We start from the raw sequence: 17,996 nt of genomic DNA, 5'->3' as shown, positions 1-17,996 counted from the left end.
ATTTTAATTTTCCTCTACTACTTCTGTAGTTTCGTATCCTACTTTGCTTTCGTTTACTTCATTTATTGCGATTGTTAAAGGTTTTTGTGAATTTACTTTTACTAATGGTTCACTACCTGCAATTATTTGTCTAGCTCTCTTTGAAGTCACTATAACTAGTGAGTATCTGTCTTCTACCTTTTTTAATAAATCTACTATTGATGGATTAATCATAGAGTTGTTCATGTATAAAGCCCTCCTTAGAATCTAATATCTTATTTTTCATTCTATCTACTCTACATTTTTCAGCTGCAATTATAGCTTCAAGTTTTGTTACAGCTGTATCTACTTCATCATTTACTACAGCATAATTATATTTTGAAATATAGTTTATTTCTTTATACGCTGATTTAAATCTTGTCATTAAAGATTCTGGTGTTTCACTTCCTCTTTTAATGATTCTTTGTTTTAATTCTTCCATTGATGGAGGAAGTATAAATATAAATATTCCCTCTTCACAATTTTCTTTGACCTTTAAAGCTCCTTGTATATCTATTTCTAATATTACATCTCTGCCTTCGTCTAACATCTTTTGTACACTAGACTTTGGTGTTCCATAGTAATTGCCATACACTTCTGCATGTTCTAAGAAATCTCCTTCTTCGACCTTTTGTAAAAATTCTTCTTTGGTTTTGAAGAAATAATTTACACCATGCACTTCGCCAACTCTTGGCTCTCTAGTTGTGGCTGAAACTGATAAATAAATATCCTTATGTTTATCTAATAATGCCTTACAAATTGTTCCTTTACCAGCTCCTGATGGACCTGATATTACTAATAAAACGCCTTTTTTACTCATTATTCATCTACCTCATCTTCATGATCATCTTTATTTGATAATCTGTGAGCTACTGTTTCTGGTTGAACTGCTGATAAAATTACATGGTCACTATCAGTTATAATAACTGCTCTTGTTCTTCTTCCATAAGTTGCATCGATAAGCATTCCTCTATCTCTAGCTTCCTGGATTATTCTCTTAATTGGTGCAGACTCAGGACTTACAATAGCAACTAGTCTATTAGCTGACACAATATTTCCAAAGCCAATATTGATTAATTTAATACCCATGTGTATCCTCCTTATTATTCTATGTTTTGAACTTGTTCTCTAATCTTTTCAATTAGATTTTTTATGTCAATGACTATATTTGTCATTTTCATGTCATTTGATTTAGAAGCTATAGTATTTGCTTCTCTATTCATTTCTTGAACAATAAAGTCAAGCTTTCTACCTATTGGCTCACATATATCAAGAGTACTTCTCATTTGAGATATATGACTTCTAAGTCTTATAATTTCTTCATCTACAGTAGCCTTATCTGCGAAAATAGCAATTTCAACTGCAACTCTATTTTCATCTATTTCAATCCCTGTAGTTAGGTCTTTTATTCTATCTTCTAGCTTTCCTTTATACTGCATTGGAATTAAATCTGCAATTTTCTCTATATCAAGTACAAGGTTTTCTATTACATTAAGCTTTTCTAATATATCCTCTTTAAGTTTTTCTCCTTCTCTCTCCCTCATTTCAACCATATTTTCAAGAGAAGTTTCCATTAAAACTTTTATTTCTTCAAATATTTCTTCAATATTTTCTTCTTTTTCTGTAACTGAAATTACATCTGGAAATCTTGCTATCTTAGTTGCTGTTGCATCATTTGGAATATTTAATTCTTCTGAAATTCTAGCTAAACATTCAAAATAACTTCTAGCTAACGTTTCATTAACTTCTGCAATACTTTCACCTTTAGAAAAGTTCTTAAGATTTATATAAACATCAACTTTTCCTCTATTTAATTTTGAGCTTATTAATTTACGAAGTCTTTCTTCTAAAGGAAAAATTGACTTTGGCATTCTTATATTCATATCTAAATATCTATGATTTACACTTTTCATTTCAATAGAAAAAAGTCTTTCTTTACCTTCTTCACTACTAGCTCTTCCAAAGCTAGTCATACTTTTTACCATTATTTTCCCTCCTCTACATAAAACTTAAATTCATAAATACATATTATTTTAGTATAACATTAAAGTCAATAGTTTGTTAACAAAATGTTTACATTTAAGTTTTATTTATCTTTCCCATAAAAAAGGACTAGCCTTTTGAGCTAGTCCTTCATTTATTTTATAATAAAAATAATTTAAATAAGAATACTATTGCAAGTACAATCATAACTATAGATATTTTTTTCTTTTCTTCTCTCTTCTTTATAAAGAATGTATTATATAAAACGTTAATGAAAACATAAGCTAGAACTCCTAGCGTTAGTCCATCTCCTATACTATAAGTAAGTGGCATAGCTGCAATTGTTATAAATGCAGGGAATCCTTCTGTTATTTCATTAAAATCAATATTTTTAACAGCTCCAAGCATTAAATAACCAACATATATTAAAGCTGGTGCTGTTGCACATGCAGGGATTGCTACAAAAATTGGTGAGAAAAACATCGCAACTAAGAATAATAACCCAGTTGTTACTGATGTCCATCCTGTTCTTCCCCCTGCTGCTACTCCTGTTGAACTCTCTACAAAAGTTGTTACTGTAGAAACACCAAGACACGCTCCTGCTGTTGTTCCTATCGCATCAACCATTAAGGCTTTACCTACATTTGGAATATTACCATCTTTATCAAGCATTCCAGCCCTTGATGTAACTCCAACTAATGTTCCAATAGTATCAAAGAAATCAACAAATAAGAATGTACAAACTACTGTTATAAAAGTCCATATAGTATTTGGATTTAACATATAACCAAAATCAAGTTTTCCTGCTATAGGAGCTATACTTTCAAATTTAATAATTCCATTAGGTAAATATATACCAAGACTTGCTGCATATTCTGGATTAAACATTGCATATCCCCATGCAAGTAATGTTGATACTAATATTCCAAAAAGTATAGATGCTTTAACTCCCTTTTTATCTAATACAGCAATAACCACTACTCCAATCAATGCTATTATAACTGTTGGTGTAGTAAAATGTCCTAGTGCTAAAAATGTATCTGGATTATCAACAACTATCTTACTTCCAGTAAGACCTATAAAAGCAATAAATAATCCAATCCCAGCTGTAACTGCATATTTCATATTCATAGGTATTGCTTTTACAACTGCTTGACGAACTTTAAATAGTGACATAAGAATAAATATGATACCTTCAACAAAAACTGCTGTAAGTGCTATCTCCCATGATATACCTTTTCCAATTACAACGGAAAAAGCAAAATAAGCATTAAGTCCCATACCTGATGCTAATGCAAATGGTAGATTTGCAAATACTCCCATAAGCATTGTTGCTATAGCTGCTGCTAGACAAGTTGCAGTAACTAATGCACCTTGATCCATTCCTGTTGCACTTAGTATGCTTGGATTAACAGCTATTATGTACGCCATTGTTAAGAATGTTGTTATCCCAGCTACAATCTCTTTCTTAAAATCAACATTCTTGTTTTCTAATATTTCGAAAACCCTTTTTTCTTTATTCATTTTTTCCCCCCACAAAACCAAGAAGGTCATTATGACCTATTTTCTATAAAATAACTCATAATGACCTTCTTTAATTTTTTCTTAAGAATAGTCTTCCCATAGTAAGATATTACGGTATCTCGTAGAAACTAGCGGCCCATATTCCACTATTATATGAGTTTTTTTACAATACTATTCTATTAATTATTGCGAATATTGTCAATACATTTCATTAAAATATATTGTTATATACGAATATTTTTAAATTTATGAATAAAATTCATTCATTTATCTAATTATGTTCATATAATCCTTCTTCAAATAATTTTTTAATTTCATCTAATTTCTTACCTGAATTTATAGCTGCCAAAAGCTGTATTCTCGCTTTTTGACCTGGCATTGTATCACCAAATATAACTCCAAGGTCCATTAAATGTTTTCCGCCTCCTTCATATCCATAGCTTTCAAAGACTCTTCCTTCAAAGCATCTAGATACAAGAATTACTGGAATATTCATTGATATTGCTTTTTTTATTCCATCAACCATTGTTGGTGGAACATTTCCTCTTCCCATTCCTTCAATTACAATACCCTTAAATCCTTTTTCTAAAGCAAATTCTATGTAAGATGAGTCCATTCCAGCAACACACTTTATAAGTGCAACATCTTTGTCCATATTATTTGGTGATAACTTTTCTCCTTTTTTACCCTTTCTATAGAATATAACTTTATTATTGTCAACTATTCCAACAGGTCCAAAGTTTGGAGTTCTAAAAGCATTTAATGCCATTGAATTTGCTTTAGTAACTTCTCTTGCATCATTCAATTCTCCATTAAAACAAACTATCACGCCTCTCCCTCTTGACTCTTCAGCTATAGCTGTACAAATTGATGCAGCTAAATTAAAAGGCCCATCATATCCAAGTTCTGAAGAACTTCTCATAGCACCAGTTACAACTATTGGTTTTTTAGTCTTAACTGTTAAATCTAAAAAGTATGCTGTCTCTTCTAAAGTATCTGTACCATGTGTTATAACAATTCCTGCAATATCCTCTCTATCTGCTAGCTCTTGAACAAATTTTGATAATTTAAGCATAAGTTCAGGTGTAACGTGTGGTGATGGAAGAGATGAGAAATTATAATTTACAACTTCAGCATAATCTTCTATCCCTGTAACCATTGCCATTATCTCTTCTCCACTTAAGCTTGGCACAGCAGCCTTTATTCTATCATCAACTTTCATTGATATTGTTCCACCATTAAAAACAACCGCAATTTTTTTCATAGTCATCCTCCTGTTTTCCTTTGTAATAAAAAGAACTCTTGGTATTTACCAAAAGTCTCTAAGTCTTTAAATAATTTTTGGTAGGGCGGCGTATCCTACATCTCTGTTTACTAAATTATATTAGCGCGTGAGGAGCCTTTTCTCACCTCAAAAACTTTTATATATTTTTATTATACATACTTAATGAAACATTTTTCAAGCAAATAATACTTTTTTTATTATACAGCCTCTTTCAAAGTGCCACTATATATCTTATTTCTCATCTTACTTTTTGTTACTGGATACATACTTGAAACATAAATATATTTTTCTTTTAAATCAACTTCAAGTACTAGCATTATATATGCATCAACTTTTTTTACTAATTCTAATGCACCTAATTCTGCATTCCTTTTATTCATTCCTACAAAATCAGGATTAACAATAATTCTTTCAATAATTATTGTTAAATTATCTTTTATATTTCTAGTAAGCTGCTTGCCGTGCTTTTTTCTTATATGCTTTAATACTCCTGGTGAAGCATAGACATTTCCATAAAAATCAAACCCTACTTTCTCTGCGATTGTCTTATCTATTACCCCAACTTTTTTATAAGCCTTGTATTTATTAATCATAATACCTCACCATGCCTTTTCGCGTAATACTTTAAAAATATATATTTTATATTATCTATTATATATTATTCACAATTTGATGGATATGATAACATAATCTTAAAAAGGCTAGTATAATGTTAAACAAGATACTAACCTTTTTTTATTTCTATAGGATTATACAGATTAATCCTCCATTACCCTCATTTATTATTTTTTGTAATGTTTTTTGAATTTTTATCTGAACATCTTCTGGCATTTTATATAATTTATTTTGAAGACCTTCCTTAACAAGAACTTCAAGTGATTTACCTAACATATTACTTTGCCATAAAGTTGCTGGGTCATTTTCAAACTGTTCAAGTAATGACTTAACTAACTCCTCTGATTCTTTTTCAGACCCCATGATAGGGCTTATTTCAGTTTGTATATTAGCTTTTATAAAATGAAGTGATGGTGCACTTGCCTTTAGCTTAACTCCATATTGAGATCCATGTTTAACTATTTCAGGTTCTTCAAATTTCATTTCTTTAAGTTGTGGTGCTACTAGCCCATAACCTGTTTCATTTACATCATTTAAAGCATCTTTAACTTTATCATATTCTTTTTTAGCAAAATTTAATTCTTTTATTATTGCCATAAGATCATTTTCTGAAGTAACATCTAATTCACAAATTTCACTTAAAACTTTATAGAATATTCCATCCTTAGGTTTCATAATAACTCTAGCTGTCCCTATCCCAAGATCTATTTCTTTTATAAAAGCCTCTCCTAAAAACTCCTCTCCATCTAATTTATCTAGAGAAATTTTTATATCTCTTATTTTTGATATGTTTTTGCTCATCCCTCTTATTATGTTAAAGAAATCCTTTTTAAGCCAATGTTCTGCTTCTAATCTCTCAAGCCACTCCGGCATATCAATGTTAACTTCTTTTACTGGGAATTCTTTAAGTACATGCTTAAATAAATTTTCAATGTCTTCTTCTCTCATATTTGCTATGTCCATAGGTTGAACTTCAACGTTATATTTTTCTTCCATTTCCTTTTTAATTTCTTTTGTTTCCTTAGAATTTACTCTTGAGCTATTAAGTACTACTACAAATGGCTTATTTATTGATTGCAGTTCAGAAATTACTCTTTCTTCTGCTTCAACATAATCTTGTCTTTCAAGTCCAGTTATGCTTCCATCTGTAGTTATAACTAAACCAATTGTTGAATGGTCTGTTATAACCTTTCTAGTTCCTATTTCAGCTGCATCTTCAAATGGAATTTCATAATCATACCACGGAGTATTTACCATTTTAGGTGTATCACCCTCTATATATCCTAATGCTTCTTTTACTATATAGCCTACACAATCAACCATTCTAACTTTAAATTTTATTTCATCTTCAATGTTTATTTCAATTGCTTCATTTGGAACAAATTTGGGCTCTGTTGTGTGTATCATTTTCCCTGATCCACTTTGTGGTAATTCATCCTTTGCCCTTTCCTTCTTAAATTCATTATCTATCTTTGGTATTACCATAAGATCCATAAATTTTTTTATAAAAGTTGACTTACCAGTTCTTACAGGACCAACAACTCCTACATATATGTCTCCTTGGGTTCTTTCTGATATATCTTTATAGATTTTAAAGTTGTCCAAGAAAATACCTCCTAACTATTTATAACAATATATATATATTCTAAATATTAAAATTATATACTAATTTATAATTGAATTTTTAAATATATTTCCAGTGTCTAACGTAATACAGTAAAATATTTATATAAATTAAAATAAGTAAACAGAAAGACTATAATAAGATTAAAAAATTTCGTAAGAGTTGCTATTTCATTTATGAATGCTAATCCTGCATATTTCTTATTGCCCTAAAATATAAAATCAATATAATAAAATTCCTTATAAAAACTTTTACGCAATGTACATTGATCTAATATAATATAGAACTTAAATTTATATTTCTGAACTAAAAACCTCCTCATATAACTCTATATTATAGTTATATGACATTAAGGTTATAAGATATGAAACAAATATAAAAAAAGCAACCAAATTTGGTTGCTTTTTTAATGTGTTTCATTTTTCTTTTCTCTAAGCATTAGTTCTTGAACAGCTTCTCTCGGGTCTTTACCTTCAAAAAGTATACTATATAGTGCATCGGTAATTGGCATGCTAACGCCAATTTCTCTATTTAGTTCATGGAAAGCCCTGCAGGCTTTAACACCTTCAACTATCATTCCAACTTCATCTAAAGCTTCATCCAAAGAAGCACCTTTTCCTATAAGAATACCAGCTCTTCTATTTCTTGAATGCATTGATGTACAAGTAACGATTAAATCTCCCATTCCTGTAAGTCCAAAGAATGTTTCAGCCTTTCCGCCTAAGGCCATCCCTACTCTTGAAATTTCTTTCATTCCTCTTGTCATTAATGCTGCCTTTGAATTGTCACCATATCCAACACCATCACCAATACCTGCCGCTAGTGCAATAATATTTTTAACAGCTCCACCTATCTCTACCCCAACTATATCCTCGTTAGTGTATATTCTAAGTGTTGGTGTCATAAATAATTCTTGAACTTGTTCTGCATACTTCATTTCGTTTGATGTTGCAACTAACGTAGTCGGAATCTCTATTGCCACCTCTTCAGCATGACTTGGTCCTGATAATATAACCACAGGATTAGGAAGTTCTTCTTCTATAACCTCTGATAGTCTTTTGTTGCTTGTAGGTTCAATACCTTTTGCTATAGATATTATAACTACATCTTTTGTAATTTTCCCTTTTAAAGATCTAGTAACATCTCTTATTACATGAGAAGGAATAGCTAAAACTAAATAGTCAACTCCTTCTATTGCCTCATCTAAATTATTATAGGCTGTAATATTTTCTGGAATGATTAGGTCTTTAATATATTTATCATTTCTTCTGTTATTATTAATGTCATTACATACATTAATATCTCTGTCAAATATACTTATTTCGTTTCCTTTTTGACCAAGCTGAACAGCTAATGCTGTACCAAAGCTTCCTCCTCCAATAAATGCTACCTTACTCATAATTACATTTTCCTTTCTCTATACTCTATTTGTATACCTGTTCCTTCAAAATCAAAACTTTGTCTTAATTGGTTCTCTAAGTATCTTTGATATGAGAAATGTGTTGCATTTGAGTCATTAACAAAGAAAATAAATTTAGGTGGTCTTGCAGCAACTTGTGTTGCATAATAAATTTTCATTCTCTTTAATCCAACAATTGGTGGTTCTTTCATAAGAACTGCTCTATTTATTACATCATTTAAAACACCTGTTGAAATTCTCTTTGAATAGTTATCGTAACACATTCTTGCAGTACTAAGAATTTTATGTGTTCTTTGTCCTGTAAGTGCTGAAATAAATACATATGGAGCATAACTTAAGAATTTAAGTTTTCCTTGAAGTTCCTTTTTATATTTATCAAGTGTCTTATCATCTTTTTCTATAAGATCCCATTTATTAACTACTACCATAATAGCTTTTCTCATTTCATGAGCATATCCTATTATCTTTTCGTCTTGTTCTGTTATACCTTCTTGTGCATCTACCATTAATATGCAAACATCTGCTCTTTCAATAGCTGTGTAAGTTCTTATAACACTATATCTTTCTATTTCTTCTTTTACTTTACTTTTTCTTCTAATTCCAGCAGTATCTATAAGTATAAACTTACCTTCATCAGTTTCTAGGTATGAGTCAATTGCATCTCTTGTTGTTCCTGGAACATTTGAAACTATAACTCTATCTTCACCTAAAAGCTTATTTATAAGTGATGATTTACCTACATTTGGCTTACCAATCATAGCTATTCTTATAAATTCGTCTTCTTCCTCGTCTAAATATGAGTTATCAAAATGTTCAACTACTCTATCTAGCATATCTCCAAGCCCTAATCCTTGAGCTCCTGATATTGTAATTGGATCTCCTATACCTAAATTATAGAACTCCCATGCATTATCTTCTTCTTTTAGTGTATCTACCTTATTAACTACTAGAACAACTGGCTTTTTGCTTTTTCTAAGCATTGACGCAACTTCTTGGTCAGCTGGTGTTAAACCTTCTTTACCATCAACAATAAATACTATTACATCTGCTGTTTCTATTGCTATATTCGCTTGTCTTCTCATTTGTTTTACTATGATATCGTCTCTTTCAGGTTCTATACCTCCTGTATCTATCATTGTAAAATTATGATTAAGCCATTCAGCTTCAGCATACACTCTGTCTCTTGTAACTCCTGGTGTATCTTCAACTATAGAAATTCTCTTTCCTGCTAATCTATTAAATAATGTAGATTTACCAACGTTTGGTCTTCCTACCATTGCAACAATCGGTTTTCCCATTACTATTCCTCCTCATTGTAATTATTTATTATATCTATAAACCCATCTCCTGAGTAATCGCACACGATAACCTTGACACCTAGTGCATCTTCTAACATATCAATTGTTACGTCATCTAGCATAACAAGTTCCTCTGGAGCTAATTCATATCCTCTTCTGAACATATTATCTGGCATTATAAGATATTTTGTATCTATACTATCTTTTATTTGCTCTATGATATCTGTTCCTGTTAAAAGACCTGCTACTGTAATAGTCTCTCCAAAATAATTATTTACAATCTTTTTTACATCTATTTTAACTTTTGGATTTTTTGCAACTATACTATCCATAGCATCTTTTATTTCATTATAAGCTAATGTACCAGTTACTACAGTATAACTTCCTTTTTTATTTAGATCTAAAAATTCTAAATCTCTCTTTATAGCTTCTCTATAATAACGAATAGTTCCTACACCATCCTCTAATTGTTCAAAGCCATTATAGAAGTCTTCACCTGGAACATCTTCTTCTGCTACAACATAAAATTCATCTGATAATCTTACAAATGGTTCATTAACTTCTTTCATAAATTTATTTTGAAGTTTACCTACCATTTCTATTGCTTCTTTTGAACTTTCCTTTGTAAATGTATTTACATGTGTTAATCCTTTTCTAAACTTAGTGATACCAATTGGTACTACAGCTACATTATTAACTTGAGGATAAAGAGTATATAAATCATTTATTGTTCTCTTAAGCTCTTCCCCATCATTAATTCCAGGCACACATACTATTTGAGCATGCATTTGAATTCCTGCATCTTTAAGTCTTTTCATTCTTTCATAGATTTCACCTGCAAATCTATTATTAAGCATCTTAACTCTAAGTTCTGGATTTGTGGTATGTACTGATATATTAATAGGACTTATTTTGTAATTTATTATTCTATCTATATCTTTTTCTTTCATATTTGTTAATGTAACAAAATTACCTTGTAAAAATGATAGCCTTGAATCATCATCTTTAAAATAAAGAGTATCTCTCATACCCTTTGGCAATTGATCTATAAAACAAAATACGCATTTATTACTACAGCTCTTTGCTTTATCCATTATTCCACCTTCGAAATCTAGTCCAAGCTCTTCACCGTAATCTTTTTCTATTTCAATATCCCATATCTCACCACTAGCTTTTTCTACCTGAATTGTTATCTCTTCATCTACAGCTAAAAATCTATAATCAATAATATCTTCTATTTCCTTATCATTAATTGTAAGAAGAAAATCTCCAGGCTCTATACCTACTTCTTCTGCAATACTATCTGGAAGCACACTTTTTATTAAATTCTTCATATTTTCACTCCCCTTTTTATAAACTAGTGTATCTTTTGTTATATTACATTAATATATGTAGTTAGTCAATAAAAGTCATGAAAAACACTACATTTACATATATAATTTAAATTATATAAAATAAATACATAATAAAAACCACACTAAAGTTATTAGCGTGGTTTTAAACTATTCATTTAAATCAACATATTCACCTTTTTTGCTAAATATGATCCATTCGCAAATATTAGTTACATGGTCTCCAATTCTCTCTAAATACTTACTTACAAACAATAAATTAGTCCCAACTTCAACTTGACTTTCATCATCTTTTATATAAACTAATGTATCTTTAAAGACCTCTTTATATAAATCATCTATCTCATCATCTAATTTACATATATCATAAGCTTTATCAGCATCTCTATCTAGATAAGCCTTTAATGCTAGATTAATCATATTTTGTATTTTCTCTTCCATAACCCAAAGTTTTTTTGCTTCACTTATATAAGTTTTAGAATCTGCTTTTCTTGCTATTTTACATATGTCAACTGCATGGTCTGCCATTCTTTCTAAATCAGTTACTATTTTTGATGCTGTAAATACTCTTCTTAAATCTTTTGCTAAAGGTTGCTCTGTTGCTATGAACTTAATACATTCTTCTTCAATTACTCTTTGAAGATTATCTACTTTATCATCATCTTTTATTATTTCATCTGCTAATTTGCTATCTCTTTCTTTTAATGCTAGCATACTTTGATTTAATTGATCTTTTACTAAATCAGTCATTTTACTTAAGTTGTTGTTTATAGTATTTATTCTTAATTTTTGTGACTCCCTTATCATATAACCACCTCTTAATTATTATTAACCAAATCTTCCTGTAATATAATCCTCTGTTCTCTTATCCTCTGGTCTATAGAATATATCTTCTGTTTTACCATACTCTATAACCTCACCATTTAAAAAGAATGCTGTTTTATCTGCTATTCTTCCAGCTTGCTGCATATTATGAGTAACTATAATAACAGTATACTCTTTTTTAAGTTCTTCAATTAAGTCCTCTACTTTATTAGTAGAAATAGGGTCAAGTGCTGATGTTGGTTCATCCATAAGAATTATTTCAGGTGATATGGCAAGAGTTCTTGCTATACATAGTCTTTGTTGTTGACCTCCTGATAATCCCATAGCACTCTTTTTAAGCCTGTCTTTTGTTTCTTCCCATAGTGCTGCACCTTTTAAGCTTTTTTCTACTATTTCGTCTAATGTTTTCTTATCTTTAATTCCATGTATTCTTGGACCGTAAGCTACATTATCATATATAGACATTGGGAAAGGATTTGGCTTTTGGAATACCATACCAATTCTTTTTCTTAATGCAATCTCATCATAATCATCAAATATATTATTTCCTTCAAATAGAACTTCTCCTTCTATTTTTACTGAGTCTATAAGATCATTCATTCTATTTATTGTTCTTAAGAAGGTTGACTTACCACAACCTGATGGTCCTATAAGCGCTGTAACCTCATTCTTTTCAAATTTCATATTTATATCTTTAAGAGCTCTATTTGTTCCATAATAAAGATTTAAATTTTTAGTTTCTATTATACTCATACGTTCCTCCTACTTGCCACTATATGCCTTTAACATTCTATTTCCAATAACTTTTGCTAATAAATTAAATAGTAAAACCATTATTATAAGCACTGCTGCTGTTCCATTTGCTATTGCTGAAGCATCTGGTACTACACCTTCTGAATTTAATTTCCATATATGAACCGCTAACGTTTCTGCTGGTCTAAAAAGTGAGAATGCAGATGTGTTTCCAGTAAGACTAATTTGATTAAAGTTAAGCATTCCTGAACTTAATCCTGCTGTATATAAGAATGCTGCTGCTTCTCCAAAAATTCTTCCTGAAGCTAATATTATTCCTGTTAGAATATCTTTCATCGCTATTGGAAGTGTTAATCTTCTTATAGTTTGCCATTTACTAGCTCCAAGGCCTAATGAAGCTTCTTTAACTTTCTTAGATGCATGTCTTATAGCATTTTCTGATATTCTTGTCATTGATGGAATATTTAATATACTAACTGATAATGCACCTGCTATTATTGAGTATCCCCATCCAGCTAAATTTACAAATACTAAAAGACCAAACATACCTATTACTATTGAAGGTAATGATGACATTGTTTCAAGTGATAATCTTATAATATTTAATACTACACCTTCTTTAGCATACTCTGCTAAATATATCCCTGCTCCTATTCCTATAGGTACTGTTATTATTAATGAAATAACTAACATGTAAAGTGAATTAAATATTTGTGGTCCAATTCCACCACCTGCACTTGTCATACTAGGTTTTCCAAATATAAATGAAGGAGTTATCATGCCAATACCTTTATATAAAATATACGCAATGAATGCCCCAAGTATAGCTACTACCATAAATGCTACTAAGTAGAATACTCCCGTTGCAATTTTATCTATTTTTTTTGCGTCCATTCTTATTTCACTCCTCTTTTCTCTATATTTCTAACTATTAGTATGAATATAAATGATATTACTAGTAGTATTAGTGCAAGTGTCCATAAAGCATCATTCCATGCTGATCCACTTACTGTGTTTGCCATATCCATTGTTAATATACTTGTTAATGTTGCTGCTGATGATGTTAAACCATCTGGTATTTTAACTGCATTTCCAATTACCATTTGTACTGCAAGGGCTTCTCCAAAAGCTCTCGCTATTCCAAGTACAACACCTGTAAGTATTCCAGATTTTGAACCAGGTACTATTACGTTTTTAATTGTTTGCCATCTTGTTGCTCCAAGGCCATATGATGCTTCAATATGTTCTCTTGGGATTCCTTTGATTGCATCTATTGAAAGTGTTGCTATAGTTGGAAGTATCATAAGTGATAATACTAGTATCCCAGCTAAAAGTGAGAATCCCATACCTCCAAAGTTATCCTTTATAAGAGGTACTAGTACTGATACACCTACCCAACCATATACTACTGATGGTATACCAACTAATATTTCTAAAGCCGGTTTAATAATCTTCTCTCCAAATCCCTTGGAAATCACATTAACAAATATCCCTAATGCAATAGCAACAGGGGCACTTAAAATCACTGCCCCTAATGATACTAATGTTGATCCTAATATGAAGGCAAAAGCTCCAAAGGTTTTAGGGCTACCTGTTGGGTTCCAGTTGTTTGTGAATAAAAACTCTAATACGCTATATTCACCTTTAGTGAAAGTTTGTATTCCTTTTGATCCTATAAATATAATTATTGATATTGTTATTAAAATTATTAAAATCCCACAAAAACTTGAAAATCCTTTTCCTAAATATTCATTTAATAACCTTTCTTTAAAACTTCTTTTCTTCATATTTCTCATTCCTATCTATTGCTTTTTATATCTATTCTTTAATTTCATTACCAGGAATTAATCCAAGATTATTTATGCTTTCTGAATTCTCTTTGCTACCTACAAAATCAATAAATTCTTTTGAAAGTCCATTAGCCTCTCCTTTAGTGTACATATGTCCCCATGACCAGAATTTATAATTTCCTGATTTTATATTATCAACTGTAGGTTCTGCACCATCTATTTTGACTAAATCTAACGATTTTTTAGCCTCTTCATTATTCATATATGAAAGAGCTACATAGCTTATTGCACCATCATTTTGTTTCATAGCATTTAATACAGCTCCATTACTATCTTGAACTGCTCCGATTGAATCATTTTCTAATTCCTTTTTGCCGTCCAAAACTTTTTCTGTAAATGTTGCTCTTGTTCCTGAAGATGCTGGTCTATGAATTACTAATATCTCCATATCCTTTCCACCAACCTCTTTCCAATTTTTAACCTTACCTGAGAATATATCTTGTATTTGCTTCTTTGTTAAATTAGTAATTCCAGCAGCTTTGTTAACTACTACACCAAATCCTTGAGCTACTACTTTATGATCTACTAATTCACTTGCTTGCTCTTTTGTTAATTTGCTTTCTGCAAGTACATCTGAATTACCTATGTTTACTGATCCTTCTAAAACTTGAGTAAGTCCAGTTCCTGATCCACCTGCCTGCGCGTTAATTGTATTTCCTGGTTTAATTTCATTGAATTTTTCTATTGACTGTTCCATAAGTGGAAGAAGTGCTGATGACCCGCTTATTGTTATTGTTTGCCCATCATTTGCTGCATTATTTGTACCTGAACCACATCCTACAAATATTCCTCCTACCATAGTTATCGCTAATGCTGTTACCACCATTTTCAAATTTTTCTTTCTCATATCTATAACCTCCACAAAATATTTGATAATTCCTTTTCTGATTTATTATGCTTAATTGCTATGTCTTTATAATATCTTTTGAAAGTTAAGCTGTTATTATACAAAAGTTAAACTACATTAGGATTTTGTTAAATGAATTTAACAAATGTATTAATAACGAGAAAAAAGGTAAAAATCTAAAATTATAGATTTTTACCTTTTTAACTAAACATGTTTTATTTTAAATATAAATTCTGTACCTTCATTAAGCACAGATTTAACTTCTATGGTACCTCCAAAACTTTTGACTATATGTTTTACTATCGCAAGTCCAAGCCCTGTTCCACCACTTTTTCTTGCCTTATCTACTCTATAAAACCTTTCAAATATCCTTGGAAGATCATCTTCTGGTATTCCAATCCCTGTATCTCTTACAATAAAGTTATAGTATCCATTTCTAGAGAAACTCTTTATATCAACTTTCGCTCCTTCTTCTGAATACTTTATTGCATTTTCAATAATATTAAGGGCCATTTGTAAAAATTTATCTCTCTGCCCTAAAATATAATTTATATTATCTCTATAAAATGTTACTTTAATATCTTTTCTACTTGCTTGCTCACTTAAAATATTAACAACATCATCAATAATATCATCTGGTAAAAATTCTTCCATCTCTTCTATTGTATTGCTTTCTAAATTTGAAAGTACCAGAATATCATTAATAAGCCTTGTAAGTCTTACAGCTTCCTTATCTATTATATCTAAAAATTTATTCTTTGTTTCCTCATCATCTACATATCTTAACGTCTCTGCAAAACCTTTAATAGATGTAAGAGGTGTTTTAAGTTCATGAGATACATTTGCAACAAATTGTGTTCTTATATTTTCAAGTCTCTTCATTTCTGTTATATCTTGTATTGCAATAACTCTGCCAATTCTCTTATATCCATTAATAACAGTTGCCGTCTTTATTTTCAAGAATCTTCTAGCTGGTTTTTTTATTTTAACTTGAACTTCAGTGCCATCTTCACCTTTTAATATATCTTTAATTCTCTTATCTTCAATACAATCATTTAAAGATTTTCCTGTGGCATTTATATTTATTCCAAATATTCTTTGTGCATAAGGATTAATTGTAATTATATCATTATTATTATCTACAGCTATAACCCCACTTTGCATACAATTTAAAATAGACTCTAATCTATTTTGTTTATCTACTATTTCATTCATTTTACTTTGGAGTTGATCTGCCATATTATTAAATGTTTTTCCTAAATGCCCTAGTTCATCATTTGAACCCATATTAACTCTAGTTTGAAGATTTCCATTTGCAATTTTTGAAGTAACACTTTCTAGATGTTTAACAGGATCAACAATTATTCTTACAAGCTTAAGTGCTAATGCAACTGAAAGAATTAAAACTATAAATACTACTATAATATAATATTTCATATTTTCTGCGTAAAATATTTTCACTGTAGATTCAGGTACACTACTTCTTATTATAGTTCCATCACTAAGTTTTGTCGCACAATATATCATGTTTAATCCTAATGTTTCACTATACCTCTCTGAATACCCTACTCCACTTGAGCTCATTTTTGCTTTTTCTATTTCTTCTCTACCTAAATAATTATTACTAATATCGCTTATTGAGTCAAATGTTACTTTTCCATCTTTATTTATTATAGTAAATCTTATATCGGTTCCATTTATTTTAAAATTATTTAATTCAGCCTTCTCTAATCTTCCATTATCTATCCATTTAGCAGCAATATTGTTGTAATTTTTAAGTATATCTCTAGTATTTTGAATTTCTTGTATACTAGATAATGCCATAAAAGATGATGTTAATATTACTAAAGCGAATATAACCGTTATTATTACTGATGTTACTATTTTTTTCTTCATAACCCTTGCCCGTTAAACCTATATCCTACCCCTCTTATTGTTTCGATAAGTTTAGGATTTTTATCATCTTCTTCTACTTTCTTTCTCAAATATCGTATATGAACATCAACGGTTCTTGTTTCTCCAATATATTCGTATCCCCATATCTTATCTAAAAGTACCTCTCTTTTTAAAATTTTCCCTCTATTTTTGATAAGTATTTCAAGAAGTTCAAATTCCTTAAGAGTCATGTCTATTCTTTCTTTATTTATTAATACTTCATGTCTTTCAAAATCAATTTTAAGTCTTCCATTTTCATAATAATCTTCTTCTTGATTTGAATTAGTATGTATACTCCTTCTTAAAACTGCTTTGACTCTTGCAAGCAATTCTCTTATAGAAAACGGCTTTGTCATATAATCATCTGCTCCAAGTTCAAGCCCTAATATCTTATCTAACTCCTCACCTTTTGCAGTTAGCATTATTATAGCTGTATTATTTGTTTCTTTATTTTTCTTTATTTCTTTACATACATCATAACCATCCATCCCTGGTAACATAAGATCTAATAATACTAAATCTGGCTTTTCCTCTTTTGCAAGTTTAACTCCGTCTAATCCATTGTTTGCAGTAATAACTTCATATCCAGCATTTTTAATATTAAACTTTAATAATTCTAATATGTGTTCTTCATCATCAACTATTAATATTTTTTCTTGTGCCAAAA

General features: G+C 30.1%; 18 protein-coding genes and 1 riboswitch. All 18 genes read right to left on the bottom strand.

The window, feature by feature from the left end; translation table 11 throughout:
• Positions 1 to 3: 3 nt before the first annotated feature.
• The 18 genes from rpoZ to K5V21_RS08525 all read right to left on the bottom strand — a co-directional run bounded on the left by rpoZ (position 4) and on the right by K5V21_RS08525 (position 17,994).
• Positions 4 to 225, bottom strand: a complete 222-nt coding sequence (gene rpoZ / locus K5V21_RS08610) for a DNA-directed RNA polymerase subunit omega (RefSeq protein WP_221860879.1) — start codon at positions 223 to 225, stop codon at positions 4 to 6.
• Entirely contained in the window at positions 206 to 838 is a 633-nt protein-coding gene (gene gmk, locus K5V21_RS08605) for a guanylate kinase (protein ID WP_221860877.1), read from the bottom strand. Before gmk ends, rpoZ begins: the two co-directional genes overlap by 20 nt.
• Positions 838 to 1,107, bottom strand: a complete 270-nt coding sequence (gene remA, locus K5V21_RS08600; protein ID WP_039316141.1) for an extracellular matrix/biofilm regulator RemA — start codon at positions 1,105 to 1,107, stop codon at positions 838 to 840. Before remA ends, gmk begins: the two co-directional genes overlap by 1 nt.
• 14 nt (positions 1,108 to 1,121) lie before the next feature.
• On the bottom strand, positions 1,122 to 2,003 hold the full coding sequence (locus K5V21_RS08595) for a YicC/YloC family endoribonuclease (protein WP_221860874.1): 882 nt from the start codon (positions 2,001 to 2,003) through the stop codon (positions 1,122 to 1,124).
• Between the two features lie 157 nt (positions 2,004 to 2,160).
• Positions 2,161 to 3,525: an NCS2 family permease gene (locus K5V21_RS08590; RefSeq protein WP_221860872.1), complete on the bottom strand. Its 1,365-nt coding sequence runs from the start codon at positions 3,523 to 3,525 to the stop codon at positions 2,161 to 2,163.
• Positions 3,526 to 3,604: 79 nt separating this feature from the next.
• Positions 3,605 to 3,702, bottom strand: a riboswitch (purine riboswitch).
• Positions 3,703 to 3,796: 94 nt separating this feature from the next.
• Entirely contained in the window at positions 3,797 to 4,789 is a 993-nt protein-coding gene (locus K5V21_RS08585; RefSeq protein ID WP_204595229.1) for an asparaginase, read from the bottom strand.
• A gap of 218 nt (positions 4,790 to 5,007) precedes the next feature.
• Complete coding sequence (locus K5V21_RS08580; protein ID WP_221860869.1) at positions 5,008 to 5,403, bottom strand: PBECR3 domain-containing polyvalent protein; 396 nt, start codon at positions 5,401 to 5,403, stop codon at positions 5,008 to 5,010.
• 148 nt (positions 5,404 to 5,551) lie between these two features.
• Positions 5,552 to 7,030, bottom strand: coding sequence for a stage IV sporulation protein A (gene spoIVA, locus K5V21_RS08575; RefSeq protein WP_221860867.1), 1,479 nt, complete (start codon positions 7,028 to 7,030; stop codon positions 5,552 to 5,554).
• Positions 7,031 to 7,455: 425 nt separating this feature from the next.
• The gene (locus tag K5V21_RS08570) at positions 7,456 to 8,448 is read right to left on the bottom strand and encodes an NAD(P)H-dependent glycerol-3-phosphate dehydrogenase (RefSeq protein WP_204595226.1); all 993 of its coding nucleotides are present in this window, start codon (positions 8,446 to 8,448) and stop codon (positions 7,456 to 7,458) included.
• Between the two features lie 2 nt (positions 8,449 to 8,450).
• The gene (gene der / locus K5V21_RS08565; protein WP_221860865.1) at positions 8,451 to 9,767 is read right to left on the bottom strand and encodes a ribosome biogenesis GTPase Der; all 1,317 of its coding nucleotides are present in this window, start codon (positions 9,765 to 9,767) and stop codon (positions 8,451 to 8,453) included.
• 2 nt (positions 9,768 to 9,769) lie between these two features.
• Positions 9,770 to 11,101: a DUF512 domain-containing protein gene (locus tag K5V21_RS08560; RefSeq protein WP_221860863.1), complete on the bottom strand. Its 1,332-nt coding sequence runs from the start codon at positions 11,099 to 11,101 to the stop codon at positions 9,770 to 9,772.
• Between the two features lie 168 nt (positions 11,102 to 11,269).
• Positions 11,270 to 11,926 carry a phosphate signaling complex protein PhoU gene (phoU, locus tag K5V21_RS08555; RefSeq protein WP_221860861.1) on the bottom strand — a complete coding sequence of 219 codons (657 nt, stop codon included), beginning with the start codon at positions 11,924 to 11,926 and terminating at the stop codon, positions 11,270 to 11,272.
• A gap of 21 nt (positions 11,927 to 11,947) precedes the next feature.
• Positions 11,948 to 12,697, bottom strand: coding sequence for a phosphate ABC transporter ATP-binding protein PstB (gene pstB / locus K5V21_RS08550; protein ID WP_221860858.1), 750 nt, complete (start codon positions 12,695 to 12,697; stop codon positions 11,948 to 11,950).
• Between the two features lie 9 nt (positions 12,698 to 12,706).
• Complete coding sequence (gene pstA, locus K5V21_RS08545; protein ID WP_221860856.1) at positions 12,707 to 13,591, bottom strand: phosphate ABC transporter permease PstA; 885 nt, start codon at positions 13,589 to 13,591, stop codon at positions 12,707 to 12,709.
• Positions 13,592 to 13,593: 2 nt separating this feature from the next.
• Positions 13,594 to 14,484 (bottom strand): phosphate ABC transporter permease subunit PstC, encoded by an 891-nt coding sequence (gene pstC, locus K5V21_RS08540; RefSeq protein WP_221860855.1) that lies wholly within the window; start codon positions 14,482 to 14,484, stop codon positions 13,594 to 13,596.
• 31 nt (positions 14,485 to 14,515) lie between these two features.
• Positions 14,516 to 15,394 carry a phosphate ABC transporter substrate-binding protein gene (locus tag K5V21_RS08535; RefSeq protein ID WP_221860853.1) on the bottom strand — a complete coding sequence of 293 codons (879 nt, stop codon included), beginning with the start codon at positions 15,392 to 15,394 and terminating at the stop codon, positions 14,516 to 14,518.
• A 204-nt stretch (positions 15,395 to 15,598) separates the two neighbouring features.
• On the bottom strand, positions 15,599 to 17,290 hold the full coding sequence (locus tag K5V21_RS08530) for a HAMP domain-containing sensor histidine kinase (RefSeq protein ID WP_221860851.1): 1,692 nt from the start codon (positions 17,288 to 17,290) through the stop codon (positions 15,599 to 15,601).
• Positions 17,287 to 17,994: a response regulator transcription factor gene (locus K5V21_RS08525; protein WP_204595217.1), complete on the bottom strand. Its 708-nt coding sequence runs from the start codon at positions 17,992 to 17,994 to the stop codon at positions 17,287 to 17,289. Before K5V21_RS08525 ends, K5V21_RS08530 begins: the two co-directional genes overlap by 4 nt.
• Between the last annotated feature and the right edge of the window lie 2 nt (positions 17,995 to 17,996).

The organism is Clostridium sardiniense, from assembly GCF_019753795.1.
In the GTDB taxonomy this organism is placed as follows: domain Bacteria; phylum Bacillota; class Clostridia; order Clostridiales; family Clostridiaceae; genus Clostridium; species Clostridium sardiniense.
The sequence above is the reverse complement of the archived record's forward strand: the minus strand, read 5'-3'. Positions and strand labels throughout refer to the sequence as shown.